At 63.5% G+C, this 23,894-nt stretch carries 31 protein-coding genes and 2 pseudogenes; 21 read left to right on the top strand and 12 right to left on the bottom strand.

Annotation, left to right across the window (positions count from 1 at the left end; translation table 11 throughout):
* Positions 1–282: 282 nt before the first annotated feature.
* Together D6T64_RS02165 and D6T64_RS02160 are read right to left on the bottom strand one after the other, a co-directional pair.
* Positions 283–579 (bottom strand): hypothetical protein, encoded by a 297-nt coding sequence (locus D6T64_RS02165; protein WP_119971018.1) that lies wholly within the window; start codon positions 577–579, stop codon positions 283–285.
* Between the two features lie 64 nt (positions 580–643).
* Positions 644–958, bottom strand: a complete 315-nt coding sequence (locus tag D6T64_RS02160) for a hypothetical protein (protein WP_119971016.1) — start codon at positions 956–958, stop codon at positions 644–646.
* 298 nt (positions 959–1,256) lie between these two features.
* On the opposite strand from D6T64_RS02160, the gene D6T64_RS02155 reads away from it, so the two are divergent.
* Positions 1,257–3,506 carry a fibronectin type III domain-containing protein gene (locus D6T64_RS02155; protein WP_119971013.1) on the top strand — a complete coding sequence of 750 codons (2,250 nt, stop codon included), beginning with the start codon at positions 1,257–1,259 and terminating at the stop codon, positions 3,504–3,506.
* 115 nt (positions 3,507–3,621) lie between these two features.
* Here D6T64_RS02155 and lepB read toward each other — a convergent pair whose 3' ends face one another.
* The 5 genes from lepB to D6T64_RS02125 all read right to left on the bottom strand — a co-directional run bounded on the left by lepB (position 3,622) and on the right by D6T64_RS02125 (position 8,075).
* Complete coding sequence (lepB, locus tag D6T64_RS02150) at positions 3,622–3,963, bottom strand: signal peptidase I (protein ID WP_158594769.1); 342 nt, start codon at positions 3,961–3,963, stop codon at positions 3,622–3,624.
* A gap of 255 nt (positions 3,964–4,218) precedes the next feature.
* Positions 4,219–5,832: a multicopper oxidase family protein gene (locus D6T64_RS02140; RefSeq protein WP_233550782.1), complete on the bottom strand. Its 1,614-nt coding sequence runs from the start codon at positions 5,830–5,832 to the stop codon at positions 4,219–4,221.
* A 135-nt stretch (positions 5,833–5,967) separates the two neighbouring features.
* Positions 5,968–6,954, bottom strand: coding sequence for an AfsR/SARP family transcriptional regulator (locus tag D6T64_RS02135; RefSeq protein ID WP_119971006.1), 987 nt, complete (start codon positions 6,952–6,954; stop codon positions 5,968–5,970).
* Positions 6,955–7,143: 189 nt separating this feature from the next.
* A complete protein-coding gene (locus D6T64_RS02130; RefSeq protein WP_147364424.1) occupies positions 7,144–7,698 on the bottom strand; it encodes a hypothetical protein in 555 nt (184 codons plus the stop codon).
* 53 nt (positions 7,699–7,751) lie between these two features.
* Positions 7,752–8,075 carry a hypothetical protein gene (locus D6T64_RS02125; protein WP_119971002.1) on the bottom strand — a complete coding sequence of 108 codons (324 nt, stop codon included), beginning with the start codon at positions 8,073–8,075 and terminating at the stop codon, positions 7,752–7,754.
* On the opposite strand from D6T64_RS02125, the pseudogene D6T64_RS02120 reads away from it, so the two are divergent.
* Positions 8,075–8,338: pseudogene (locus D6T64_RS02120) on the top strand (recombinase family protein); the annotation flags it as partial. The gene D6T64_RS02125 and the pseudogene D6T64_RS02120 sit on opposite strands and share 1 nt — an antisense overlap.
* Positions 8,339–8,604: 266 nt before the next feature.
* Positions 8,605–8,886 carry a hypothetical protein gene (locus tag D6T64_RS22100; RefSeq protein WP_147364423.1) on the top strand — a complete coding sequence of 94 codons (282 nt, stop codon included), beginning with the start codon at positions 8,605–8,607 and terminating at the stop codon, positions 8,884–8,886.
* Positions 8,887–8,907: 21 nt separating this feature from the next.
* Here the strand turns inward: D6T64_RS22100 and D6T64_RS23490 are convergent, their stop codons facing one another.
* On the bottom strand, positions 8,908–9,060 hold the full coding sequence (locus D6T64_RS23490; RefSeq protein ID WP_325049762.1) for an ANTAR domain-containing protein: 153 nt from the start codon (positions 9,058–9,060) through the stop codon (positions 8,908–8,910).
* 24 nt (positions 9,061–9,084) lie between these two features.
* Entirely contained in the window at positions 9,085–9,612 is a 528-nt protein-coding gene (locus D6T64_RS02115) for a GAF domain-containing protein (RefSeq protein ID WP_325049761.1), read from the bottom strand.
* Positions 9,613–9,848: 236 nt separating this feature from the next.
* Between D6T64_RS02115 and D6T64_RS02110 the strand changes: the two genes are divergently transcribed.
* A complete protein-coding gene (locus D6T64_RS02110) occupies positions 9,849–10,697 on the top strand; it encodes an alpha/beta fold hydrolase (protein WP_119970998.1) in 849 nt (282 codons plus the stop codon).
* A 363-nt stretch (positions 10,698–11,060) separates the two neighbouring features.
* Here D6T64_RS02110 and D6T64_RS02105 read toward each other — a convergent pair whose 3' ends face one another.
* Positions 11,061–11,309: a sigma-70 family RNA polymerase sigma factor gene (locus D6T64_RS02105; RefSeq protein WP_119970995.1), complete on the bottom strand. Its 249-nt coding sequence runs from the start codon at positions 11,307–11,309 to the stop codon at positions 11,061–11,063.
* A 771-nt stretch (positions 11,310–12,080) separates the two neighbouring features.
* Here D6T64_RS02105 and D6T64_RS23705 point away from each other — a divergent pair.
* From D6T64_RS23705 to D6T64_RS22800, 4 genes are all read left to right on the top strand, one after another.
* Positions 12,081–12,581, top strand: coding sequence for a DUF7882 family protein (locus D6T64_RS23705; RefSeq protein ID WP_456064315.1), 501 nt, complete (start codon positions 12,081–12,083; stop codon positions 12,579–12,581).
* A gap of 723 nt (positions 12,582–13,304) precedes the next feature.
* Entirely contained in the window at positions 13,305–14,042 is a 738-nt protein-coding gene (locus D6T64_RS02090; protein WP_119970991.1) for a mycothiol-dependent nitroreductase Rv2466c family protein, read from the top strand.
* A 22-nt stretch (positions 14,043–14,064) separates the two neighbouring features.
* Positions 14,065–14,568 carry an SRPBCC family protein gene (locus D6T64_RS02085; protein WP_119970989.1) on the top strand — a complete coding sequence of 168 codons (504 nt, stop codon included), beginning with the start codon at positions 14,065–14,067 and terminating at the stop codon, positions 14,566–14,568.
* 289 nt (positions 14,569–14,857) lie between these two features.
* On the top strand, positions 14,858–15,505 hold the full coding sequence (locus D6T64_RS22800; protein ID WP_233550781.1) for a GNAT family N-acetyltransferase: 648 nt from the start codon (positions 14,858–14,860) through the stop codon (positions 15,503–15,505).
* A 329-nt stretch (positions 15,506–15,834) separates the two neighbouring features.
* Here D6T64_RS22800 and D6T64_RS23375 read toward each other — a convergent pair whose 3' ends face one another.
* Positions 15,835–15,969: a hypothetical protein gene (locus D6T64_RS23375; protein ID WP_267900464.1), complete on the bottom strand. Its 135-nt coding sequence runs from the start codon at positions 15,967–15,969 to the stop codon at positions 15,835–15,837.
* A 164-nt stretch (positions 15,970–16,133) separates the two neighbouring features.
* Between D6T64_RS23375 and D6T64_RS02075 the strand changes: the two genes are divergently transcribed.
* The 8 genes and pseudogenes from D6T64_RS02075 to D6T64_RS02040 all read left to right on the top strand — a co-directional run bounded on the left by D6T64_RS02075 (position 16,134) and on the right by D6T64_RS02040 (position 21,241).
* A complete protein-coding gene (locus tag D6T64_RS02075; RefSeq protein ID WP_119970987.1) occupies positions 16,134–16,484 on the top strand; it encodes a YciI family protein in 351 nt (116 codons plus the stop codon).
* A gap of 41 nt (positions 16,485–16,525) precedes the next feature.
* Positions 16,526–16,876: a YciI family protein gene (locus D6T64_RS02070; RefSeq protein ID WP_119970985.1), complete on the top strand. Its 351-nt coding sequence runs from the start codon at positions 16,526–16,528 to the stop codon at positions 16,874–16,876.
* A 13-nt stretch (positions 16,877–16,889) separates the two neighbouring features.
* The gene (locus D6T64_RS02065) at positions 16,890–18,143 is read left to right on the top strand and encodes an RNA polymerase sigma factor (protein ID WP_119970983.1); all 1,254 of its coding nucleotides are present in this window, start codon (positions 16,890–16,892) and stop codon (positions 18,141–18,143) included.
* A 202-nt stretch (positions 18,144–18,345) separates the two neighbouring features.
* A pseudogene (locus D6T64_RS02060) lies at positions 18,346–18,938 on the top strand (recombinase family protein).
* Between the two features lie 916 nt (positions 18,939–19,854).
* Positions 19,855–20,049: a hypothetical protein gene (locus tag D6T64_RS02055; RefSeq protein ID WP_119970981.1), complete on the top strand. Its 195-nt coding sequence runs from the start codon at positions 19,855–19,857 to the stop codon at positions 20,047–20,049.
* Between the two features lie 76 nt (positions 20,050–20,125).
* Positions 20,126–20,473, top strand: coding sequence for a tetratricopeptide repeat protein (locus D6T64_RS02050; protein ID WP_119970979.1), 348 nt, complete (start codon positions 20,126–20,128; stop codon positions 20,471–20,473).
* 259 nt (positions 20,474–20,732) lie between these two features.
* Positions 20,733–20,984 (top strand): type II toxin-antitoxin system Phd/YefM family antitoxin, encoded by a 252-nt coding sequence (locus tag D6T64_RS02045; RefSeq protein WP_119970977.1) that lies wholly within the window; start codon positions 20,733–20,735, stop codon positions 20,982–20,984.
* Positions 20,981–21,241, top strand: a complete 261-nt coding sequence (locus D6T64_RS02040) for a Txe/YoeB family addiction module toxin (protein ID WP_119970975.1) — start codon at positions 20,981–20,983, stop codon at positions 21,239–21,241. Before D6T64_RS02045 ends, D6T64_RS02040 begins: the two co-directional genes overlap by 4 nt.
* 147 nt (positions 21,242–21,388) lie before the next feature.
* Here the strand turns inward: D6T64_RS02040 and D6T64_RS02035 are convergent, their stop codons facing one another.
* Positions 21,389–21,829 carry a hypothetical protein gene (locus D6T64_RS02035; protein ID WP_119970973.1) on the bottom strand — a complete coding sequence of 147 codons (441 nt, stop codon included), beginning with the start codon at positions 21,827–21,829 and terminating at the stop codon, positions 21,389–21,391.
* A 155-nt stretch (positions 21,830–21,984) separates the two neighbouring features.
* Here D6T64_RS02035 and D6T64_RS02030 point away from each other — a divergent pair, with 155 nt between their 5' ends.
* The 5 genes from D6T64_RS02030 to D6T64_RS02010 form a co-directional block, all read left to right on the top strand.
* Positions 21,985–22,464 (top strand): hypothetical protein, encoded by a 480-nt coding sequence (locus tag D6T64_RS02030; protein ID WP_147364422.1) that lies wholly within the window; start codon positions 21,985–21,987, stop codon positions 22,462–22,464.
* A gap of 144 nt (positions 22,465–22,608) precedes the next feature.
* Positions 22,609–22,965 carry an alpha/beta hydrolase fold domain-containing protein gene (locus D6T64_RS02025; protein ID WP_119971020.1) on the top strand — a complete coding sequence of 119 codons (357 nt, stop codon included), beginning with the start codon at positions 22,609–22,611 and terminating at the stop codon, positions 22,963–22,965.
* On the top strand, positions 22,866–23,165 hold the full coding sequence (locus D6T64_RS23600; protein ID WP_147364421.1) for an alpha/beta hydrolase fold domain-containing protein: 300 nt from the start codon (positions 22,866–22,868) through the stop codon (positions 23,163–23,165). Before D6T64_RS02025 ends, D6T64_RS23600 begins: the two co-directional genes overlap by 100 nt.
* The gene (locus D6T64_RS02015) at positions 23,069–23,461 is read left to right on the top strand and encodes an alpha/beta hydrolase (protein ID WP_158594768.1); all 393 of its coding nucleotides are present in this window, start codon (positions 23,069–23,071) and stop codon (positions 23,459–23,461) included. Before D6T64_RS23600 ends, D6T64_RS02015 begins: the two co-directional genes overlap by 97 nt.
* 178 nt (positions 23,462–23,639) lie before the next feature.
* Positions 23,640–23,894: LysE family transporter (locus tag D6T64_RS02010; RefSeq protein WP_158594767.1), on the top strand; the 255-nt coding region annotated here is incomplete at its 3' end.

Raw genomic sequence — 23,894 nt, 5'->3', positions numbered from 1 at the left:
TCGCCACCCGCTACGACAAGCTCGCACTGACCTACCGCGGCGGAGCTGTCCTCAGAGCCATAACTATTTGGTCGAAGGCATTAGGAGACACGCCCTAGCTGCCGTCGTTATGCGCAGGCATGACGCGCACGATGCCGTCATGAGCACTTCATCCCGAGATTGGCGTTAGTCGCGCTGGGTGAGCCGAGCCAAGGGCTGCCGACCCGTCCGTCATTTTTGATCAGATCGAGATTCCCCGCCGCGGCTCATCACGATGGATTCCGACGAACCCGCTGCCAGGCTTCAGCCGGACCGCAGGGTTTTCGCGGGCTCCGGGATGGTCAAGAGCCGTCGGCGCGACCACGGGGTGCCAGGCGATGCGCCCGGAGTTCCGGGAGGCTGCATCCAAATCATCTTCGATGGAGCTGCGGATGCGACCTGGTCGAGTACTTGGCCCAGCGAACGGACAGTCGCGATCAGGTTGCCCAGCACATCGTAGGTCTGGCTCGGATCGTCAATACGGCGGGTCGCGTGGGCCAGAGCGCGCATCGACTCGCTGGCTGCGTCAGCAGCTGCGACGGGGTCTGGGAACGTGGGCATGAGTCCTCCTCGACGAGTGAGTTCGCCCAGGAGGTGCGCGTCCTTCACCCACCGCTCCAAAAGCTCATGCTCTCCGTGTCCACATCTGAATAACGTTGTCCGCGGACTCTGCCTCGCTGACCACTCGCGCCTCTTCCCGTTCCCGGGCCTGCCGCGCGCGGACGGTCTTGGCCACGTCGAGGAGGTCCCGCAGTCCTTCGCCGGTGACAGGTACGCCGCGGGCACCGGTCCGACGGGTCCGCCCGCGAATGAGGGCGTAGTGGGTGTGGAAGACGGGCGCCCCGATCGCCGCTTGGGCATCGTGGAAGAACACCACATTGGAGACCGGCCCGCTGCCGTCGTCAAGGGAGAGGAAGACGACGCGTTTGCCGCTGCGCATGGGCGGTGTGTGCGGGGCGCGGCCCACCCCGGCAACGAGCACGTCGCTGCCGCCGGGCAGGTTGATCAGGTCGACGCCGGTGTGACGCCGAGTTCTTTGAACGGGGGCTGAAACCGAGCCATCTTGTGGTCGTGGAAGGCGAAGTCGAGGGCGCGGACCCCATTGCGTGCGGCGCCGGTTCCACATGGTTTTTCCAAGGCCTCGACGACAGAGTGTGAGTGCGTGAATCAGTCATGCATTGATTAAGGAGCTGAGAACCGTGAAGAAGAGCCCATCCCCGGGGGGTCCTGGCAGCAGGATGTCTCCGGTCAGAAGCGCAACCGCCACCGGAGTCGCATCAGCAGTACTGCTCACGTCCTTCATCATTGCCGTACCGGGGGCATCCGCTGCAGTCCCGACCTTTCCCAACAACATCGTCGTGTTTCCCGATCGCGACTTCATCACGATCGAGGGCTACCAGGACCGCATCGGCCAGACCGCGACAGTTGAGGTGACGCGCCCGGGAACGGGCGTGATCGGCTCCGCGAAGTCGGTGGTGAGCGAGGGCGACGTCGCTTTCGAGATCAACCACCCCGGCGGAGTCTGCTGGGGCGCCGGCACGACGCTCGGCGTCACCCCCGACATCCTCCCCGGAGACGTCGTCGCGGTGAAATTCGGCGCAACCGCAGCCGGTGACACCACGACTCAGGGAATCTACGTGACGGCCGCTCCGGTCCTCGCCGCCGACGGCGTCACGGTCACCATCGCGGGCTTCATCGCGGACGGCGCAAACCCAGCCCAGATGGAACAGCGCATCGTGGAACCGGCGCTCAAGGACACCGCGGTGGGCCGTCGGGACGTACGCGCGGTGCCCGGACCCCTCACCGCTAACGACGGCTACAGCTCGTCGCTGGAATTCGGCGTGACGGGCCCCAACACCTTCACGGCCACCTACGTGTTCGACGGTCAGGATGCCGCCGCCATCGCCGCTGCGGCAGGCAGCGGCGTTCGCGCGATGTCCTGGCAGGTCGAAGATGCCGCGGCCAATCGCCAAGGCCTGACCATCGCCGAATTCGGCGAGCTGGGTGGCCCCGGCATGGGCGGATGCCCCAACGGCCCCCTGCAATCAGGACCCGCCGGAGCCACCGACGTGACGGCCGCCACAGTGGCAGACTCGCTCAAGATCAACTGGACACGACCGGTCGCGATTCCCGGCACCCCGGCGATCACCGGTTACCGGGTGCACGCAGTGGCACGCACCGTCGTCAACGGCGAGCGCGCCGAATTCGGCAAGCGCATCAACTCCAGCGCGGCCACGAGCACCACGATCTCAGGGCTGACCCCCAACGAGACCTACGACGTGTTCATCGTCTCGGTGAGCAGCGCGGGAGAGACTTTCCCGGCCGTGCACGCCATCCCGGTGACCGACATCGAGGCACCTCAGGCCTCGGCCTCGCTGCAGACCGGATCGTTTCGCAGCATGCAGCAACTCACACTGACCTCGACTGAAGCGGCAGCGCAGATCTACTACACGACAGATGGGTCCGATGTCTTCCTCTCCGGCGGAACTCTGTCCGACGTGGCCGTTCTCTACACAGCGCCGGTGGATGTCGTCCAGACGACCACGGTGACCTTCGCCGCGGTCGACCCGTCTGGCAACCTGTCGGCTCAGGGACAGGTCATACTCACGATCACCAATGATCCTCTCCCCACCGCGCCGGTTTTCATCGGCGCACCGCTAGCCACCGCGGCCGGTGTGACCCTGACCTGGGCCGCGGCTGATGCCGGGGCGCCGGGACTGACCGTGACGGGATATTCCGTTCAGGCGTACACCGCCGACGGGGCGCCCGCCGGGCCCCCACGCACCGTCGCGGGCGACGTGACGACGCTCGTCTTCGACGGGCTGGCGGCCGAGACGGCATACCAGTTCACGGTCACCGCGAGTAACGCCAGCGGTGCCGGCGCCGAATCGGCGAAGTCCGAGCCGGTGTCGCTGCCGGGGGCCGTCGTGGCCAACGCGGGCGCCGACCAGAGCATCACACGGGCTGTCACCGCCACCACGGTGACGCTCGATGGCAGCGCCTCCACCAGTGCGGATGCGATCTACCTTTGGGAGCAGGTCGTCACCGGACCGACGGATGCCGACCGCGTCACCCTCACGGGGGCAACGACGGCCAAGCCCACGTTCTCGCTGCGTGTGTTCGCGACACCGATGACGAACAATCCGCTGACCTTCCGCCTCACCGTGACGTCGGGTTCCTCGGTGCGTACCGATGAGGTTCGCGTCACGCCGATCGCCAGCCCGATCACGGTCACGGGGGCCCGGTGGAAGGCACGTGACTTCCGGGTCGACGGCGTGAGCACGTCGGTCGGTGGCACCGTGACCATCCACAGCGGGGGACCGACCGGTCCGGTCATCGGCCGAGCGCCGATCACGGCCGCCGCAGCGCCGGCAACCGGGGGAGTGTTCACCTTCCGGCTCCGCACCGCCCCGGCCAACCCCGGCTCGATCTGGGTCGATTCCACCCTCGGCGGTACGGCCGGACCGGTGACCGTGACCGCCGGCTAACACCTGCACTGACCTCGCAGCACCGTCCTCACGCGAGCGGGCCTTCCGCAGCTTCGGCTGCGGAAGGCCCGTTCCGCGTGCCCCATGCACACCGGATGCGACGGGGGCACTCCGGTCAGCGCGGCCAGAGGACCGTGCCGGTCACCGCCGTCAGCGGCACGAAGCCATAATTCCTCGAGTCAATGGAGCTGGCGCGATTGTCGCCGAGTACGAAGACGTGCCCGTCAGGTACGGTGACCCGGTGGAAGAAAGTGCCGTCGGTCTGGCGCGGGTTGAGGTACGGCTCCGTCACGCGGGTGCCGTCAACGTACAGCGCACCGTCCCGAATCGCGAGGGTCTGTCCGGCGGTGCCGGCCACGCGTTTGAGCGTCGTGATGTTGTTCTCAGGGCTCTCAAAGACCACCATTTCGCCGGCCGTGAGGTGGTCAGGCGACGGTCCCACGGAGTGGATCAGCACGGTGCTCCCGCGCGGCACCGTCGGCTCNGTCAGGCGACGGTCCCACGGAGTGGATCAGCACGGTGCTCCCGCGCGGCACCGTCGGCTCCATGCTGTCCGACACGACCGTCATCGGCTCCACCACCCAGAGGCGCACCGCGAGCAGACCGAACGCCCCCAGCAGCGCCAGTCCCGGCACGAGCCAGGCGCGCGCACGAATGCGGGTGCGGGCACCGGCTTCCCTGCCGGTGCCCGCACCCGCACGGGGCTCGAACGTTATGCGCCGGTGTCCCATGCCGAACGTGCTGCCGTCATCGGGTCGTTGACGTCGACGTCGTTCGGGTCGAGCCCGACACTGAACTGAACCATCATGTCGTGGTCTTCGTGGGGCAGATTGTGGCAGTGGATCATGTACTTGCCGCGGTGCGGGCCGAATTTCATCAGCAGCCGCACCGTTTCGCCCTCGCCCACATAGACGACGTCTTTCGGGCCCAGCTCGGCCGGGAACGGTGCCCGGCCATTGCGGCTGAGAATCTGGAAGTCAATGAGGTGGATATGAATCGGGTGGAACCATCCGCCGCTGCTGTTCTCGAATTCCCAGATCTCGGTCGCTCCCAGCGCGGGGTTGGCGACCACCTTGACGAAGCCGCTCGCCACGACATCCTGCCAGCTCCCGTCATCGATGGTGAACAGATTGGTGAGGTCATTGCGCTTCAACCGAAAGCGCCGGGTCTTGGTTGACTGGGCGGCGGTGAGGCTCATCGGTTCGCTGCCCACCAGGGTTCCCGGGATGGTGTTCCAGGTTGGGTCGCCGGTGTTGACCGGATCGCCGACAACATCGAACGCCATGATCTTGTTGGTGAAGTCGTAGTCGACGTTGTTCTTGTTCGAGAGGTTTCGCAGTTCTATCCGTTGACCGGTCGCGTACTTGCGAAAGTCGATCAGAACCTCGTATCGTTCCGCGCCTGCGTGGCGGTAGGTCACGACGCTTTGCGATCGAGGCATGAGTCCGCCGTCGGTACCCACGATCACCAGCGGATCACCGGTGCTGAGCGTGGGCCGCAGAGAACGAGAGATGCTGGCATTGAGGATGCGGAATCGGTAGACCCGTTTCTGGACCTTCATCACCGGCCACGGCTTGCCGTTCACCAGGATGACATCACCCCACAGGCCCGAGTGATCGTTGTCGGCGTAGCCGAGCGAGCCATCCACTGCGAACATCGCATCGGTAATCGTGAGGGGCACGTCATACTCTCCCTGCGGAAGCAGCGCTCGCTCCAGCGGATCGTGCAGGTGGTACTGCCCGGCCAGGCCGGAGTAGGCGTTTTGCGCCGTGCGATGGACGGCGTGATCGTGATACCACAATGTGCGGGCTGGCTGGAAGTTCGTGTATTTGTAGTCCTTGTAGAAGCCATTCGGCGTGACGTCACTGGCATAGCCGTCGTACTGCGGCAGCGAGGCCGAGCCGTGCAGATGCGTCGAGGTCATGGTGGTTCCCCCGTCGAGCGGATGGATGGCCGGAAGCTGGTTCCGCATCCGGAGCACCGTCTTTGAACCCTGGTCGACGCTGATGGTGGGACCCGGGAAAACACCGTTGTAGCCCAAGATCGGTGTCTTCAGTCGGGGCAAGATAGCCGCGCTGGCGGCGACCTCCGTCACGGTGTAGTAGTTCACCGGGGCACCATCGAGCGGATCGATACCCGACGAGGTGGGACTGAGAAGGGGCGCGAGAACAAGCGGCGTTCGGAACGGCCGCGGCATCTCGCTGGCCGGGAGCTTGCTGATCGATTTGGCATCCAGAGTTTCGCGCGGCAACCAGAGGGCACCCGCCGCACCTATCGCGCCGATCCCCCCTATCAGCAGCACTTGTCGACGGGTGATGGTCATCATGATCTCCTTCGGATCGATAGTTTCAAGGACTTCCTCACCGCCGTGGAGCAACCATCATGAGTGGGTGCGGCAGGTCGGCTCGTCACGGCACTCGGCTCCGTCGTGTCGTGGAGGCTGGGGCACTGAGGCCAGACCTCATGCGGCTTCGCAAGCTCGTCGAAGAAACGAGGTCAGAATTTGTTCGGCACTACGAACAGTCGCCCGGGCAGCGGAGTCATCTGGCGCGTCTCGTCTTGCCGGGCCGCCGGCTGCGTTGCGCATGAGTTTGTCGTGGAGGATGAGCAGCGCGGATACCGCTTCCGACAGGTGTTCATAACTGCTGGCCGTGGCCATCAGGATGCGAGAGTGCGCCGCGAGCAGGACCGAGCTGGGTGCGCAGCCAAGCTGGGTGTCCAGCAGCGAACGATACCGTGAGAAGCTGCGGAGGCCCTCGGTCAGCTGACCGCTCTTTTCGAGTCCCAGGATCAGGGCCGTCCACGCCGCCTCGTTCAGAGGGTCATCGAGCAGTGCCTGATTGGCCCACATCGTGGCTTCGTGGGTCCTGCCGGTCTCGGCAGCCGTGACGGATGCGTGCACTCGCGCGGCGGTCACCGCTGCGGCGTGCCGGCGGCGCTCCCGCTCTGCCCAGGCCGGCTTCAACTCATCAATCAGAAGTGGGCCGGTGGCCAGCGACAGCGCGTCCATCAGAAGGGGATATGCGGCGCGGGCGCTCACGCGCTGTGCTTCCCGCACCAGCGAGTCAAAACGGGCCAAGTCGACGTGGTCTGTCGACGCCTCGATCACGTACCCACCCGTTGTCGTGCGCAGCGTTCCGGTTTTTCCACACCCCGGCTGCAGATGGCGCCGCAGGACGCTGACGTAACTCTCCAAGGATGCCAGCGCCTCCTTCGGTGGCGCACCGTCCCAGAGGAGGTCGATCAGGCAATCTTTGGATACCGGGTGCCCCACGTTGATCAGCAGAATCTCGAGGATCTGGCGGGGCTTGGGCCCGCCGAGCTCGTGGGCCCGCAACACCGAATGTCCGCGTTGAATCACCAGGGAACCGATGATCTTCCCGGATGTTTCGTCGCTCTTCTGGGGGCGGGTCAGCATGCGTTCGGGTCGGGTTAGCACGGAGGTCATAGGATTCCCTCTCGGATTCGGTCTTCGAAATCCTCATCTTGCTCTGCCCGCGGGGGTGAATCATCCCCGGCGCGGGGGAGCCGGGTCTCCCTAAAATCAGGGGTTGCGGTTCCGACCAACTCAGCGCTAGACCAACTCGGCGCTATAAGTGGGTAGGTCTGTCTCGGCCAGACCTGGGCCCAGAACCGTTCAGCCCGTGTGGTGTTCCGTGCCGAGAGCCAATCGGGCGTCCGCACCCTGCAGCAGCAACTCAATGGACTGGTTGGGAATCTCGAACACCTGAGTCGCGGTCATAATCTCACCCTGCGACACGACCGCTTTCTCGGGATAGGCCCACACGAGGCGAGATTCGACAGATCCCAGCCCGGTGATCGCGAAGTCGTCGGCGCTGTACGTGATGCCCTCCGGGTCCAGCGCGGTCAGTTCGAGAATAATGCGCACCCGATGAGATCCCGCACCCGCCGATTCGGCGAGAACCGTGCTGGCGCCGTCAGGCAGCCAGCCGTCTGTCTCCAGGGGTATCACCCCGTTGATCCGAGCGATGCCGCCGGACATTGTTCCCGAAGCTCCAAGCATCGTTCCCTCGCTCGTGCGTTCCGGACTAGCGACAACGATTGCCGCAGCGATAATGATCAGCGAGCCCACCACGATCAGGGGGACGCGGAGGCGGCGGCGTAGCGGAGAATACCCACCGTGAGTGGCAGCGGCGGTTGGAGACAGCGGGGAAGAAGTGGAGGCGCTCATGGCCACAGTGTGTGCTTCGGTCCCTGGGAATACCTTGCCCCACGTCGACGGACTCAGTCGCGGCATCCGTTGTCGAGGTTGCTGCACGCGAAGCGCGCGGCACTGCCAGGTCGTTCATCAACTACGCGGATGCCTGGCGGCACGTAGTCGGCGCGCGCGCGGGCAGTGCCGCCGATAGCCTCCTCGACGTGTTGGTGGGCCTTCCGGTGTTCACCGCCGAGCAGCTGACCGAACGCACCGGACTTACCGAGCGCGCGGTATATCGGGCGATCGAACAACTCCAGGACTCTCGGATCATCGCCGAAGTCACGAACCGTAAGCGCGACCGCGTCTACGCCGTTACCGATGTGCTCGACGAGTTCGAGGATCTCGACCACCGGGGGGCGGCATGGTGTTCACCGTCATGGCTGCGCTGGCCGAGATGGAACTGGCGATCAAACGCGAACGGATCGTCGCCAGCGCGAGCAAACGCCGCGCGGCGGGAAAGGATCTCGGCGGGCGACGCCCACGCTTCACCGAAAGCCAAATCCTCAACGCCCGCCGCCTGGTTAACGCCGGCGAATCCGCAACGCAGGTCGCGCGAGATCTGAACATATCGTGCGCCACTCTGTATCGCAGAATCGCAGAGCTCGGAGCCTAAAACGCGGGTGAAACAGCCGCAAATCCGGCGAAGGGAAGTGCTAGGCGGGCTCGATTCAACTTCTTCTTGCGCCGGTTAGCCCTCGTTTTCGATGCGCCACAGTCCATGCTGAGAAAGATGCGAGAACGGCCTTGTTCTGGGGTCGTTCAGTTTGGTTGGCACGTTGCCGTGTTGTCAGAGGGCTGCCATGCTGTCCGTGTAACCGTGGGCATCGATGTGTTCTGTCCCACAACGAAGCACACCTGTCACGCCGTTTGGAGGTCATCGTGCAATTCGAGAGCAATGTGCTGGCTACCTTGCTCAGACAGAGCGTGATGAAGCGGTCCCAGAGAATCGTGTTGAGCCTGAACCGGCATGGCCAATTGCCCACTGTTCTCATCAACCCGAGGAATGTCGCAGGCCGTCTTGCTCCCGGTATTTGGTTGGGCGAACCCAACGATTTCGTGGCTGACGGAACCACGTACCGCTGGATGTCTGCAGCGGACTATTCGGTTCATTTCGGTTGGGCCGATTCTGCTTCTGACGAATCCGCAAATCCCGGCGCCTAGTTTTGGCTGGGGGCACCCGATCTAGAGCATGACGCGGCTGCTGATCACGTTTGCGGCGCTGGTGTGCATGGGTTCCTGACGCGAACGGGCGTGCTGCCGCAGCCGCCGGAAAGCTTCATCCATATTGATGCCGTTACGTTCAGCGATGACTCCCTTGGCCTGCTCGATGAACACTCGGCTGTTGAGGGCGCGCTGGAGTTATTCGTTCACCGCAGCATTCTCTCGGGCCGAGCGTTCGTGAAGAAGGCTGATCGTCGCGACGTCGGCGAGGGCCTGGCCGATGGTCGCGTCTTCCTCGCTCAGCACGCCGGTCTCTGTCCGAAACAGATTCAGCGCCCCAATGGTGTTGGGTCGAAAACGCATCGGGATGGCATGAACGGATCGGAAACCCTGGGACAGCGCGGCGGCCTGAAAAGCCGGGTACAGACCCCCGTCGGCGGGAATGTCGCTGAGCGTCACGACCTTCCCGGACCGGTACGCGTCGACGCACGGACCCGCTCCGGCTTGACGTTGCAAGACTTCGACGATGCGGCTTTCCTCATTCGTGGAGGCGACAACCTGCATATTACCGTTGTCGTCCGCCAAGAGGATGCCCGCTGCTTCGGCGTCAAGCAGAACCACGCATTGGTCGACCAGGGTGCGCAAAAGATCGAGCACGTCATACTCGCCGACCAAGGCGTCGGCAAGTTCTACAAATGCCCCGCTTACCAGCGAGGCACGAGTCATACTTTTCATGCCATCAGTCTCGACCCGAACTCGTAGACGCTGGGGCGTCAGTGTTGACTGTCAGTGCTTTGGCAGAATGCACGACCAGTCCCTCAGTCCCGGGCGGTTCTGTCGAAGGTCGGGGACAAGCCCGATCGGTGACGCCGCGTGCAGCTTTCTCCCAGCGAAGCCCGATTACCTCGAATTCACCGACCCAACTTCCTCCCTAGGAAGCATCCCGATTGCAAGGAGAGAACATGCCTGTCATCACCGTCCCAAGTCAGAACGATCCAGACGTTGAACTGCACTACGACGACGTCGGTGCGGGAAAACCCGTCGTGCTCATTCATGGTTGGCCGCTCAGCGGCAGGTCATGGGAGGGTCAGGTGCCCGCACTGGTTGATGCGGGCTACCGGGTGGTTACGTATGACCGGCGCGGGTTCGGCCAGTCGTCCCAGCCCTGGAACGGGTACGACTACGACACTTTCGCTGCCGACCTGAAGACCGTTCTTGACACCCTCGACCTGCGCGAGGTGACCCTCATTGGTTTTTCGATGGGTGGTGGCGAGCTCGCCCGCTACGTGAGTACGTATGGCACCGACCGCATCGCGAAACTCGTCTTCGCCAGCGCGGTGCCGCCGTACCTGTGGAAATCTGCTGACAACCCTGACGGAGGTATCGACACCGACCTGGCCCAGTGGTTCCACGACGGCCTGACCGGCGATCGGCCGGGCTTCCTGCACGAATTCCTGACGATGTTTTTCACGGCAGGGAAGCCGTCGCTGATCAACAAGCCGAAGGTCAGTTTCGAACAGATCGCCTACAACCTCGATATCGCCCTGACGGCTTCACCGAAGGGCACGCTCGATTGCACGACCGCGTTCGCCACGACGGACTTCCGCGACGACCTGACAAAAATCACCGTCCCGACCCTGGTGATACACGGTGACTCTGACATCATCGTGCCGTTCGAGGTCAGCGGCAAGCGCACGCACGAGACCATCTCCGGCAGCGAACTCGTCCTGATCGACGACGCCCCTCACGGTGTCACCGTCTCCCACAAGGACGAGTGGAACCGGCACGTACTCGCCTTCCTCGCGAAGTAGCACGCCCGACAGGGCCCTCCACCGGCGATGCTGGGCACTGTCGGTACGGCGCGAGCCGGCGGCATCCGCCACCCAGCCGGCAGGGTTCCTCCCGTCCCCGCGTCGTTGAAATGAGGTCCATGTCGTAACGGATGGCTCGGACGGTTGCCACCGGCTTGGATCTCCCAGGATTAGACCGCGCGCATGTCAGCGGCCGTGGCCTGCTCAGATTGGCATCGGTCAGATGTTGAGGACGTAGGACGGCGTAGCCACGGCCGTGGGCAACCGTTGCGATGTCTAGTAGACGGTCGTCAGCGCCGAGAATAAATCGTGGTGTGCTGGTTGCGCCGGCGAACCCTCACGAGCTGACCCAGAGTTGTCGATCTACTCTGTCAACTTGACTGAACTGCTGATGTCGAAGGCAACGGTCAGAATTTTTTCGCGGGCGGAGGACGATGTCTGGTTCAGCGCTGCCGCGTTTTGCCACACCCACAACCAGGTTTGCAGAGTAGCAAGGTCGGCCTTCCCACGACATCCCAATATTCGCATCGAAACTGTGTACGTTTGCGTTCCCAGCTCGTCGAACAGGCAGCTGAACGCGAACTCATTCCCGTGCGCTGTTTCGTCGAGCATTACGCACACGCGTACGGCTTCTGGTCTCGTTGCGCTCCGATCGAGCGCAGCTGATTCGCTTCTACCTAGATGGCTCACAACTTCAGCCAAGACCAACGAAGGCAAAATGGGTAGGCCTTGAAGTCGCGCAATATTGAGACTACGACGAGTGCGGCCTCAGCCGACGCAACGTGACCGACGTGAAGATATGTCCGTTGTCGAAGCTGTACGGAACGAGCTGACATTCCGAGGCGGGGGTGATTCGTTGGGCGGTGTTGCGTCCGACAGGACGGCGACGGCCTCCTCGAAGCTCCGGACGGTGCTGAAATTAATCTGGCTACCACCGGTCCTGGTCACCTCGTAGCTGCCGGCGCACCACTGGATGAAACCCCTGACCGTTTGGGGAGTGCGCGTGATCGAGGTCGGGTCGGAGACCATCTATTCTGTGCGGGATAGGGCGGTGAACGTGGCGCCGGCGCCGGCGGCGCCGACGGCGGCGAAGTCACCGCCGCAGCCGTGCGGCCGGCGCGGCGCCGGCGGCGCTGGTAGCGGGCGAGGCCTGGTGCGGACAGACCTGAACGGCTCCGATCTGCAGATGGATGCGTGGCATCCGCTGATGGGGACAGACTATCCAGTCGTCCTCGTCTGGAGTGAAGCCGTGGTTACCCCCAAAACCCCCGCCTCGGCAATTTTGCTGGCCGCCCCACCGGACACTCTGACCTCTGCGACGAATCCGTGTCACGGTCTACCCCACTCCGGGGAGGTCTAAGGTGAAGCGAGACTAGGGGCGTTGTGGCATCACTTTTATACGGCGACAAGGGCATCGTCGTCAGTGTCGACGATCGGGCCTTGTGGCACCTTCAGCTCGTCATCGTCGCAAAACTGCGTCGACAGGAGAGCTTCGTGTTCTCGTGGGTTGACGACGATTCCAGCAGCGGCCGCGGCGCTATCTGGCTCGACCCTGCGAGCACGCTCTACTTTCGCTACCGGGCGACGGCTTCACATAGTGAATCGCGAATGGATCGAGGTTCTGATGCTCTCGGCAAACAGCCCGGGTGGACTCGTCCTCACGGCCGAACCCGCGTCGCGGGCACCCGTGGTCGGGCCATAAGTGCATCACCCACTCGAACTCTTCCAGGCAGCCCACGAGTTCTCCCGCGTCCGCGGATTCCGGAGCAGACGTCTCCGCCCCTCGCTTCGAAATCCCGCCTTCACCCTGCAGATTCAGTTTTCAACGACCGGCGTGCTGTGATCACCACCTCACTGTTTTGCTGGGTTCGGCGACCGACTTAGCGCCTAGTGATCGTGCAAGCGTCGCACCAAGCCAATCGTGGTGTCGCAGGTTCAATTCCCGCGCCGGATACACGGTACTCAGCGAAGGAATCCCTTGCCGTCTTCGTTGCCGTCTGCCGACTCAGCTCAGCAGACTGAAGCCGCGGCGGGTTCGGTTCCGTCCCCTCGCTCCGCGCTGCAAAGCGAATCAATTTCGTCACCGTGCTTAAGCTGTCTCGCAAGTGTTGATTGGTCCCAAAACATGGCCCTGGGTTTCGATACATACTTGTGAGAATTATCAACCCCCTAAATCCATCTCTGCCCGGCAAGCTCGGGGACGGGTGGCGAGACGCCTCACAACCCTAGGGTTACGAGACGGTCAAAACGGTCGAAACTCTGTCGCGCTAAAGGCACCTGAGCGCGAATCCTCAACGGGCAGGTCATGCGGGCACCTCCCGCCCAAGCGCGACGCGGAGCCCAGCTGTCGCGGGGGAGTGTCCGTAAGGGGTTCGGCTTACGGGCCGTGGAATCGCTCAGTCGTCGCAGACTAGGTACCCCGCGGTGGCGCGATGAAACATGCATCACGCTTGAGGACGGTCAGCCGTGACTGCTTCCTGATGCCAGCGAAGAGTGGGCCGTGACCGTGGGGGTCTCGTCGCTTACCCCGTGTCCAATCTCCGGGGTCAAGCCCACCTCCCGAGGTCGATCTCGGTCGCGTTTGCGGCACTGACCTAGGGTGGATGGATGGATGCCGACATCAACTTCTACTTCGACCCGGTCTGCCCCTTCGCCTGGATGACCAGCAAATGGGTGCGGCAGGTACAGGCGCAGCGCGACTACACCGTGGACTGGCGATTCATCTCGTTGCGCCTGATCAATGCTCGGGTCGACTATGACGCGCAGTTCCCTCCCGAGTACGAAGCTGGCCACACCGCCGGGCTCCGGCTCCTGCGGGTTGCCGCCCGAGCGCGAGCAGAACACGGCCGCGAAGCGATTGCTCCGCTGTACGCCTCCTTCGGCACCCACATCTTCGACACCGGCCCCAGTTCGGACAACCATCGGACCGAGGTCGAGACGCGTGAGCTTCGCGGAACGCGTGAGTTCGCGGAGCCGATCCTCGCCGAGGCGGGCCTCCCGCTCGAGCTGGCGGACGCCCTCGACGACGAATCATGGGACATGGAGATCCAGCAGGAGACGGACGAAGCGCTCTCTCTCACCGGAAAAGACGTGGGCACGCCCATCATCCACTTCGAACCACCCACCGGTGTGGCCTTCTTCGGACCGGTGATCAGCCGGTTGCCAGACGAGGACTCAGCAGTCGACTTGTGGGACCACGTAGTCGCTCTGGCAGGCTTCCCAGGATTTGCCGAACTCAAACGCAGCCTGCGCGAGCAGCCACAGCTGGCCGCATTCGGAGTCGACGCGGGCACGGTCGGCAGCCAAGAAGACTGGCACGGCGGCAGCCGGCGCCAGAAGAAGTGACCCCCTCCGTTAGGGTAAACGGATGAGTGAGTCACGCATTCTCAGCCATCAGGAGTCCATTCTCGTCACGGCGTCGGCCGCGTTTCTCTACGACCTGCTTTCCGACATCACCCGCACCGGCGAGTGGAGCCCTGTCTGTACGTCGTGCTGGTGGGATGACGAGGCTGAGGCCGGTCGGGTCGGTGCCTGGTTCACCGGGCACAACGAGCTCCCGCATCGGACCTGGGAGACCCGGTCTGAGGTAGTGACGGCAGAGCACGGTCGCGAGTTCGCCTGGGTGGTGGGCGGCAGCTTCGTCCGCTGGGACTTTAGCTTCACAGCCGCAGAGACCGGGACGGTACTCACCGAGTCGTGGGAGTTCCTGCCGGACGGGATCGCCATGTTTGAGGACAAGTTCGGCGAAGACGCCCCTGCTCAAATCACCGACCGCACCCATCAAGCCTTCGAGGGCATCCCGAAAACCCTCGCCGCGATCAAACGGATCGCCGAGGCCTCCACCGACGTACGGGCACAGACCCCGTCATGACCGGGCCGCTCGGGGAGGGCCGTCCCTGCCACGGTCTTTTCAGCATTTCGACGAGCCACCTCAACTCCCACTGGCCTCTTCGACCTTGACAAGTTCCTTCTCGGCCCCGCCCGGGAATTTCATGGACGACGATGATTCGAAGGTGTGCCGGCCACCGTTCCCGTGTGCCACAGCGTTGACGCACTCGGCGCTGGGTGGTTCGACCCCAGGTCTGTCGCGTTGGACATCCCGCTTGCGGGCACCGCAGGAGCTGCAAAGTTGTGTCCGGTCGCGGTGAGATGCTAGTTCTGTGGAATTGGACAAAAGCAGGGATACGCAGGCCGTTGCTATTCGTCCGTACGGTCATGCGGATGTCGCAGACACATTGGCAATATTTCTTGCCGCGGTGACCGAGACCCTTGCCGCCGACTATTCGCCGGAGCAGATTCAACCCTGGGCTCGGCCAGAAGATCGCGACCTGTCCACCTGGCATGCGGCTATGCAGGCGCGGAACAGTTACGTGGCGACCAGCGATGGCGCACTGGCAGGTTTCTCTGACGTGAACCCTGCGGGGTACATCGACATGCTGTTCGTCGCCCCGCGACATCAGAGACAAGGGGTAGCGCGACAGCTGATCGGCTACGTGGAGGCTCACGCGCGTCAGGCACACATGGCAGCGCTAACGGCCGACGTCAGCATTACAGCCCGCCCGTTCTTCGAACGCTACGGATTCACGGTCGAGGCAGAAGAGCACCCAGTGAAGGCCGGCGTGCAGCTGACCAACTACAAGATGAAAAAGAACCTACTCGGCTCTGAGGTGCGCCTGACCGGGCAGCTTGTTTGCCAGACCGAGGACCACATGGCCACTGTGCGGGATCACCTGCCACTGCATCTTTCCCTGACCCGCGACGCCCGGGATGCCAATCCTTTAACGTCACGACGACGAACTATCCGCTGATATGGCAGGTCGGGGAGCGCTTCGAGGACGCAGCCGCCTTCGAGGCTCACAGGGGAACGGGTCGCCGGCAGCGCGTGGGGTCACGCAACGTCAGAAATCGAACGCCGCTACTCCGTGACCGGACTGTAGCCCCACGCCGTCTCAGCACCTGAACCTGCGATGAGAGCTGGGCTTGTCCAGGGAAGCGATCCCGCGCAGAGGGTTCGGCTTCTGGGAACGGACAGGCACTAGCAGCGCGTTCTGGGCCGTTCCGTCATGATCGAGACGTCAAGTGACCGGCCTGTGGAATTGCTCGCTGAGTGGCGGTGTTCTGTGATCGCTCGCTGGCGTTAATTACCGATGACGAGGATGCTGGCCGCGGCGTCGATGCGGCCGCGCCGGGTCTTCTTCCCTGCGGCAAGCTTCGCGTGCTTCTTGAGGGCCTTGGCCAGCTTGCGGTGCGTAGTTTCGATCTTCTTCGACATGCCCCCCCTTCCTAACCCGATAATAGGGATGAGCCCTCCTACCGGGGAAGCGACGAAAAGAACTTTGGAGAAAACCGGGTCGATTGTCGATTTGGGAGCATCCCGTTCGCTGTCACTATGACGGAGCCGGACAGGCCGGCCCGCGAACGTAAGGAGCACGTTTCATGTCCCAGTACGCGATCCTCATCTACGAAGACCCGGCTTACTACGAGACCCTGCCGCCCGAGGGGTGGGGGGCAGTGGTCGAGGCGCATAATGAGTTCACAAAGGGGGTCGTCGAGCACGGTGGGTCCATCACGGGCGGCGAGGCGCTCAAGCCCGTGACGACGGCACTCACGATCAAGGTCGGCAAGGTGACGGACGGCCCGTTCGTCGAGTCCAAAGAGGTCCTCCTCGGCTACTACACAGTCGAAGCGCGCGACCTCGATCACGCCATCGAACTCGCCAAGCTAGCGCCAGCCACCGGAGGCGGCGTCGAGCTGCGCCCGCTCCACGACCCCTCAAGCCCGCTCTGAATCCCTCCCGCCCAACGAACTCCACAAGAAAGGACACGACCGTGAAGTACGTCATCATGTTCACCACCACACCCGAACTCGACACAGAGGTGTCGCCTGAGCACGCCGAGCAGGCCTATGGCCGCACCTACGACTGGTTCGGCACGAACAGCGAGGTGATGACCGCGGCCGGCGCCCAACTGCAGCCGGTCACCACCGCCACCACGGTCAGCCACGGCGGCGACGGGCCGGTCGTAGCAGACGGGCCGTTCTCGGAGGCGAAGGAGGTCATCGGCGGATTCCAAGTGATCGACGTGCCCGACCTCGGGGCGGCGATCGCCATCGTCAAGACGTGGCCGCTGCTTGACCTGCCCGGCGTTTCGGTCGAGATCCGCCCGATCATCGAGTACTAGGCCACACCGAGCCGTGGACGAAACGGATGCCGCGGCCGCCGAGCCGCGCCGGACTCGCGCCGCGGCATCCGATCGGCTTCTCGCAACGGTGATCCGCGAGGAGTCCGCGAGGATCGTCGCGGCGCTCACGCGTTGGCTCGGCAGCCTCGACCTGGCAGAGGAGTCGGCCGCCGAGGCCATCGAGGAGGCCGTGCGTCAGTGGCGCACGCGCGGGGTGCCGCCCAATCCCGGGGCGTGGCTGACGCAGGCGGCCCGCCACAACGCCCTCGACCGACTGCGCCGCGAGAAGCGGTACCGAGAGAAGTTGACCCTGCTCGCCGATCCGGCCGAGATCGAACCGCTCACCGGCACTGGCGAGGTCGACGAGCGACTACCGCTCCTGTTCGGCTGTTGTCACCCCGCCATCTCGCCGGACGCGCAGCTCGCTCTGACGTTGCGTGCGATCTGCGGCCTCACGACCCCGCAGATCGCACGCGCCACCCTGACCCCGGAATCGACGGTCGCGCAGCGGATCGTGCGGGCCAAGCGAAAGATCGGTGCCGCCGGCATCCCCCTCCGGATCCCCGAGGGATCCGAGCGGGCCGCGCGCCTGGATATCGTCCTGACCGTCGTCTCTGTGATGTACAGCGAGGCCCACCTGGTTGCAGGCGGAGACGCGGGCGCGGACCGCGACCTCGCCGATGACGCCCTGTGGCTCGCGCGCGTTGTCGCACTTGAACTGCCGCGCGAGGCGGAGGCGCAGGGGCTGCTCGCCCTGCTGCTTTTCCACCGGGCACGCGAGGGGGCACGCGCCGTCGATGGAGAACTCGTTCTGCTCGCCGATCAGGACCGGTCGCGGTGGGATCGCCGAATGATCGCCGAGGCGCAGGTCGTGCTCGAGAAGGCCGCGATGCTCCGACGCCCGGGGCGCTGGCAGCTGCACGCGGCGATCGCCGCGTGCCACTCCGACACGCGGGACGGCGGCGACACCGATTGGCTCCAGGTGCTCACGCTTTACGACATGCTGCTGGCCTACGACCGTTCGCCGATCGTGCGGCTGAACCGCACGGTGGCGCTCGCTGAGGTCGACGGACCGCAAGCCGCCCTAAACGAGGTAGACGCGCTCCGGCCCGCCCTCACCGGATATCACCTCTGGCACGCCGTGCGCGCCCGGATGCTCCGACTCCTCGGTCGTCGGGACGAGGCGATGGCCGCGGACCTGCGCGCCTTGGAGCTGACGGCCAACGACGCCGAACGGCGTCTGCTGGAGGCGCGCGTCCAATGCTGAGGCGGCCCCCGCCTCGATACTCAGAGATTGCGCTGTCTCCCACCGCCTCGAAAAACAAAGGCCTTCCGAGACGCGAGAACCCCCTCTGAAGCGACGCGTCGAAGAGGCGGATTTCCGCGGCGCGATCTGTCTTGGAAACATGTCTTACCGAAAAGTGTCTTTGCACCACCGCTTCTTGGGTTTTCTGAGGCAGAATGGCCCGGTGAGACATCTCGGGTACACGCGCGTCAGCACCAGAAGCCGAGACGCAAAGCTGCAGGTCGACGCCCAGGTCAAATCCGGCGTGCAGGAGCGGGACATCTTCGCCGACGTCACCTCGGGCAGCAGGACTGCGATGTCCCGCCCCGGGATGAAGAAGCTGCTCGAGTACGCGCAGCCCGGAGACACCGTCGTGGTGTGGCGGGTCGACCGCCTCGGACGATCCCTCATCGATGTTTTGAACACCGTAAAGCTGTCCGAGAGCGTGACATACACGTGAAGAGCATCTCGGACGGCATCGACCCGTCGACGACCTCGGGCCGGCTCATGATGAATATGCTCGCCACGTTGGCCGAGTACGAACGCGAGCTGATTACGGAACGGGTGAACGCAGGAATCACAGCCGCCCGAGAAGGCGGCACCAAGTTTGGCCGGCCCCTGTCAGATCCCGTGGTCGTAGCCGACAAACTCAAGCTCGTCACGGAAGCACGGGCGAAGGGCCGCACTGCGGAGGAGGCGGCGAGGCTCGTCGGGTGGAGCCGGGCCACTCTGTACCGGAATCAGCAGGCCCTCCCTGGACGGGAAAGCATCACGTAGTTGCCTCGTGTACGCCGCGGCGAGCGCCCCAGTGATCGGTGAGGCCGCCACGCAGCGATCACAGAACGCCGTCAAAGAGCGCCAAACTCCACAGACCGGCCAAAGCGTTCTGAGCTAATCCGATGTTCTCAGATATTTCCCTGTGAGAAAAGTGAGAGAAGATTGGCCCTCTCGCACGTTCCTCACGAGTTGGGCGTCCAACTGCATCGCATCTGCGACGGCCTGGTGAAATGAATCTTCATCTAGATTCCGCAGTAGGTCATCGAGTTCACCCCCGAGCGCCTCGGCGCTCCGCAGCGCCGCCTGGGGTGCCCGCGAGACACGGACAGTTTGTGAAATGCTATCTGCGTCCGGAGCGATGGACGGCGGCTGACCAGACGATACCGAGAAGGTCATGTGTGCTTCTGCCATGCTCCGACTGTACGGTAGCGATCCAGATCGTGCCGCCCCACCAGCCCTCCGGCGCTAATCCGCCTGGCTAGCTATAGGCGCAGCATTCGCATTATGGTCGCAATTCCCGTAAGGCGTTCCCTAGTGACACAACGTCGGCGCAAGCGGCCGCCAGGTGGTGTGGCCTCAGATCTGTCGCGCTCGACGTCCGGCTTTTGGGACAACGCGTCCACCGTTGATACGATCTTTTCATGGCACATGTCCACGATGATTGCCGTTCTACCGAAGAGCCCGTTCAGCCGGCACCGCAAAATCCACCCCTCCAGGCTTTGCCACCCGATCTGGACTGGCTGTCAGGATCACTGTGGCGGAAAAGGGCAGACATACCTCTGGTGAAGCTGCAGTCTATTTCCAGCCAAAGCCCGGAGGCACCCGGGACCCCGAACGCCGTCGGCATGCACTTTGACCCGACAAGCCGACTCTGATGGCGAGGAGGCGAATAGGCCACAGCATCGCTGGATGGGGTGTGGCCGGGGCCGGTGTGTTGGTGGTCGGGGTGGTTTTCTACCAGATCATGGATCGCGCATTTTTTATTGACTCCATTGATAGCACGGACTACACGACAAATATTGAGTGGCTGATTCTTGCAGGCGGAGCTTTTCTCACCCTAATCGGCCTTGTTTACCTGTGGGTGTCAAGCTTCTTCGCCGCGCCCGACTAACTACTCCTACTTAAGCGTTTGCGGTGCGGCTGGCGGGAAGTGCTTAACCAGTCCGACAGTCTGCCAAAATGGGCGCGTGGCCAACTGGGAAGAACGCATCAAAGGATTCTGGCTTGAGGCCAGTGTCGTCGACGCAAACACCATTCTCGGTTCAATGCAACTCTTGGTTGCCGAGCGACATAACGATGATCCGGCCGCCATCTACGAGTGGGCGTCGGTGCAAGACTTTCTTGGACGGGAGGCGGAAGCGATCCCGCCTTACCGTCGTGCGCTGGATCTTGGCCTTGACCCTGTCCGTCGCTCTCAAGCTCTCATCCAACTGGCCAGCTCACTCCGCAACGTCGGAGAGACCACCGAAGAGATCAAAATTCTGGAAGGGATCGGACACGACGCCACGGTTGGCAACGAGGTGAAGCTTTCCTAGCTCTATCGCATCTTCGATGCAGGGCGCCCCGGCGACGCTCTACGAGTCGCCCTTGCGGCTTTGGGAAAAACCCTGCCCCTCTGTGGTGGTGTCGTTGAGCAATATGCCCACGCTATTGTCGATCCCAAATAACCGCCAGTACGCGCGGTGAACAGCAAGATTCGCCGGTCCCGCGGAGGGTTCCCCTTACCGGAACGGAGCACTTCCCTCACCGCATCCTTCAGTGGTACGCTATCAAGTACTACTCAGGGAGGCAATCATGTCGGCGATCACGGCGACGGAAGCACGCAAGAGCCTGTTCGGGCTTATTCAGCAGGTCAACGACGACCACATCGCAGTCGAGGTCGTATCCCGGCACGGAAACGCGGTCCTCCTCTCAAAGGAGGACTATGACGCGATGACCGAGACGGCCTACCTGCTGCGAAGCCCCGCAAATGCCGAGCGGTTGCTCACGGCGATTGAGCGGGCCCGGCGGGGTGAGTTCGAGCAGCACGATCTCTTCGACGCGTGAGGCGAACAGTAACCTTCGACCCGAATGGGTGGGAGGACTACGTCTACTGGCAGACTCAGGACCGTAAGACACTCAAGCGAATCAACCAGCTGATTACCGACGCACTGCGCGATCCGTTCGCCGGTATCGGCAAACCCGAAGCCCTCAAGCACATCCTCTCCGGCGCTTGGTCGCGCCGCATCGACGATACGAACCGCCTGGTCTATTACGTCACGGACGACCACATCGTCATTCTGGAAGCCCGCGAACACTACTAGCCCGAGGTCTCGCTCAGTTCCCGTAGGGGGTTCCCAAGTGACACGGCATCGGCGTGCACGGCCGCCGGGTGGTTTACCCCGCGATCTGTCGCGCATGCCGTCCGCCGTATGGGCACCTTCAATCGGCAGCGCTCACACAGCAATTTGCTAGTCGGAGATCTTGCCGTGCCAGCCATCAGGGCCGGCGGCGGCTTTGAGGCGAAGGTGATCGTGTTCGTCGCTCCTGCGCCATCCATAGGGTTCGACAGTCACGTAGCTGACACCTTCGGAGACCGTGCGGGAGCGACTCGCGCCAAGACCAAGTGTGAACACTTCTTCGTCTATCGAGATCAGGAGCTGATTCACCCAATCCCACGCATTTGCGGGCGGCGCATATAACCAATACTGGGGGGAATCCGAGGACGCCAAGGAGACAACTAGCCTGGCGGTCAGTCCATCGCGTTGCTGCACTTCTATGTCAGCGAAGCCTTCGCCTGCGACAACGTCGGTGATGCGGTAGTCGAAGGGCTCTTCTCGTTTCCGCCATTCAGGGCCCCGCCAGCTGTCTAAGCTCTGGAGTATGCGAATAATATCCTCGTCCGCGATCATGTTGCCAGTATGGGGCGCGAGCTGCGACTTACCAGTGGGCGGCGCGGGCACGATCGAATAGTGCCCGGTGAGGGTTTCCCCTACGGGCGTCCCGCGCCACGGCGGCCGCAGGGGAGGCCCGATCGCGTGGTGCAGTCTCGCGCTAAAGTGCAGGAATGGGGAATCGTATTTCATTGTGGGTGGGGCCGGTCATCGTGGGTGTGTATGCGGCGGTGATGGTGATGACGATTGCCGTGTGGGATCCAGAAGCCGCCGTCCCGGGGCTCAGGTATCAGCAGATTGTTGCGGGACTTGGTGAAGCGGGAGTGGACATCTTTGGTTCCGTGGTCAACTTGATTGTGTGGGGTTTCGTTGGCCTCGTGCTAGCCCTGGTCCTGAGCATCCTCGGACTTACTGGGCGCGTCGGACTCGTTCCCGTGATTATGGGGCATCTTTTGGTGATTGCCGGCGGGGCCCCAGTTTACTTCTTCGGCTCGTTTTCGCTTGGTATCGACGTCGCGGACACGTTCGCCGTGTCGGGTGGTGTCCACGTACCCACTGGCGACGCCCTCTACGCCGTGAGCGGGGTCGCTTTAGTCGTCCTCGCCGTTGTCGGTATCCGCAGAGCAGCGAATCGCCAGCCGGCGCTGGTGTGAGTCGCGTCTGCACGGAGCTGGCAGCATCCCAAAGCTGCACCAGTGTTCTGCCGTCTCGTTGGCCCTGGCGGAAGGGCGACGGAACACGTTCTCCGCAAGTGTCGGGCTCGACGCGGTGAGAATGTGAAGCCGCGCGACCAGAGGATGAAGCCTGTCAACTCGATCGACAGCATGATCCAAGGGCCCCACGGCCTCATACCTGTCCGACGCTATTCGCCGTCTCTCGGGATGAGTCCAGTCAGTTTTGCGCCGATCGTGTGGATCCACGGAGGCGGATTTTTCAAGGGGAGCCTCGACCAGCCCGAGTCTCATGATGTCGCTCGATCGCTAGCCGCGGCGGGATTCCAGGTCGTTACCGTCGATTATCGGCTTGACTATCTCAAGATTTCGACGATCTTCGAGTGGTTTTTGGCAGGAGCCCGGCGGTCCACTATCCGGTCCCGGTCGACGATGTCGTCGCAGTGGTACGGGCAGTTCAGCGCGAGGCTCCCAACGGGGTGATTCTGGGCGGTGCAAGCGCCGGCGCGTGTCTATCGGCCGGCGCAGTGCTTCGCATGGCGGACCAGGGGCGGCACCTCTCGCAGGCGTCTTCTTTGCCTACGGAGTGTTCCACGCCGCCCTCCCGAAACGAGCGCGGACTCTGCGCCGCCGTCTTCGTGGCAAACGACGTTTTGTCCACACGCCGACCCTTCTCAACCTGACGATTCTTTACTACGCGGGCACGCCGAGCGCAATGTTGGAAGCGCACGCATTTCCAGGGGGCCACCCCCTGCACGACTTCCCTCCGACGCTCATGATCGACGCGGACCGCGACTCGATGCGCGCGTCCGGCGGGAAGTTCGCCCGAGAGCTTTCCGCTGCCGGGATCGCATCGAGCTACCACGTACTTCCCGAGACCTTCCACGCTTTCCTCAACCGTCCGAACGAGCCCGTCTTCGCGGACGGGTTAGGACTCATGATCGACTGGGCCCGCGACATTCAGTCGAAACAGACGTGAGGCGCAGCAAGCGAATTCAAGCGGCCCTCGTCCCATAGTTCCCCTGTGACACAACGTCGGCGCACTCGGCCGCCAGGTGGTGTGGCCCAGATCTGTCGCGCTCGACGTCCGGCTTGCGGGCGCTGTTTAGGGCGCGAGTGTAGTCAATGGCCGCGTGGTTTGCACGTAGCATGATGCGGTGACGATTTTGCAAGCGATACTCGGATTTGCAACAGTAGCCGCGATCCTCACGGTCATTCCCGGCCTGGACACGACTCTGGTGCTTCGCTCTGCACTCGTGCGGGGCCGACGTCAAGCCGTCGCGACAGCCTTCGGAATCGCGACCGGCGCGCTCGTCTGGGGCGCGGCCGCAGCGCTAGGTGCCGCCGCGCTGCTCGCAGCCTCTCATCTCGCGTACCAAATAGTGACCATTGGCGGCGCGCTCTATATGGGG

The organism is Cryobacterium melibiosiphilum, from assembly GCF_003602235.1.
Classification (GTDB): domain Bacteria; phylum Actinomycetota; class Actinomycetes; order Actinomycetales; family Microbacteriaceae; genus Cryobacterium; species Cryobacterium melibiosiphilum.
This window is presented reverse-complemented; position numbering and strand designations above follow the sequence as displayed.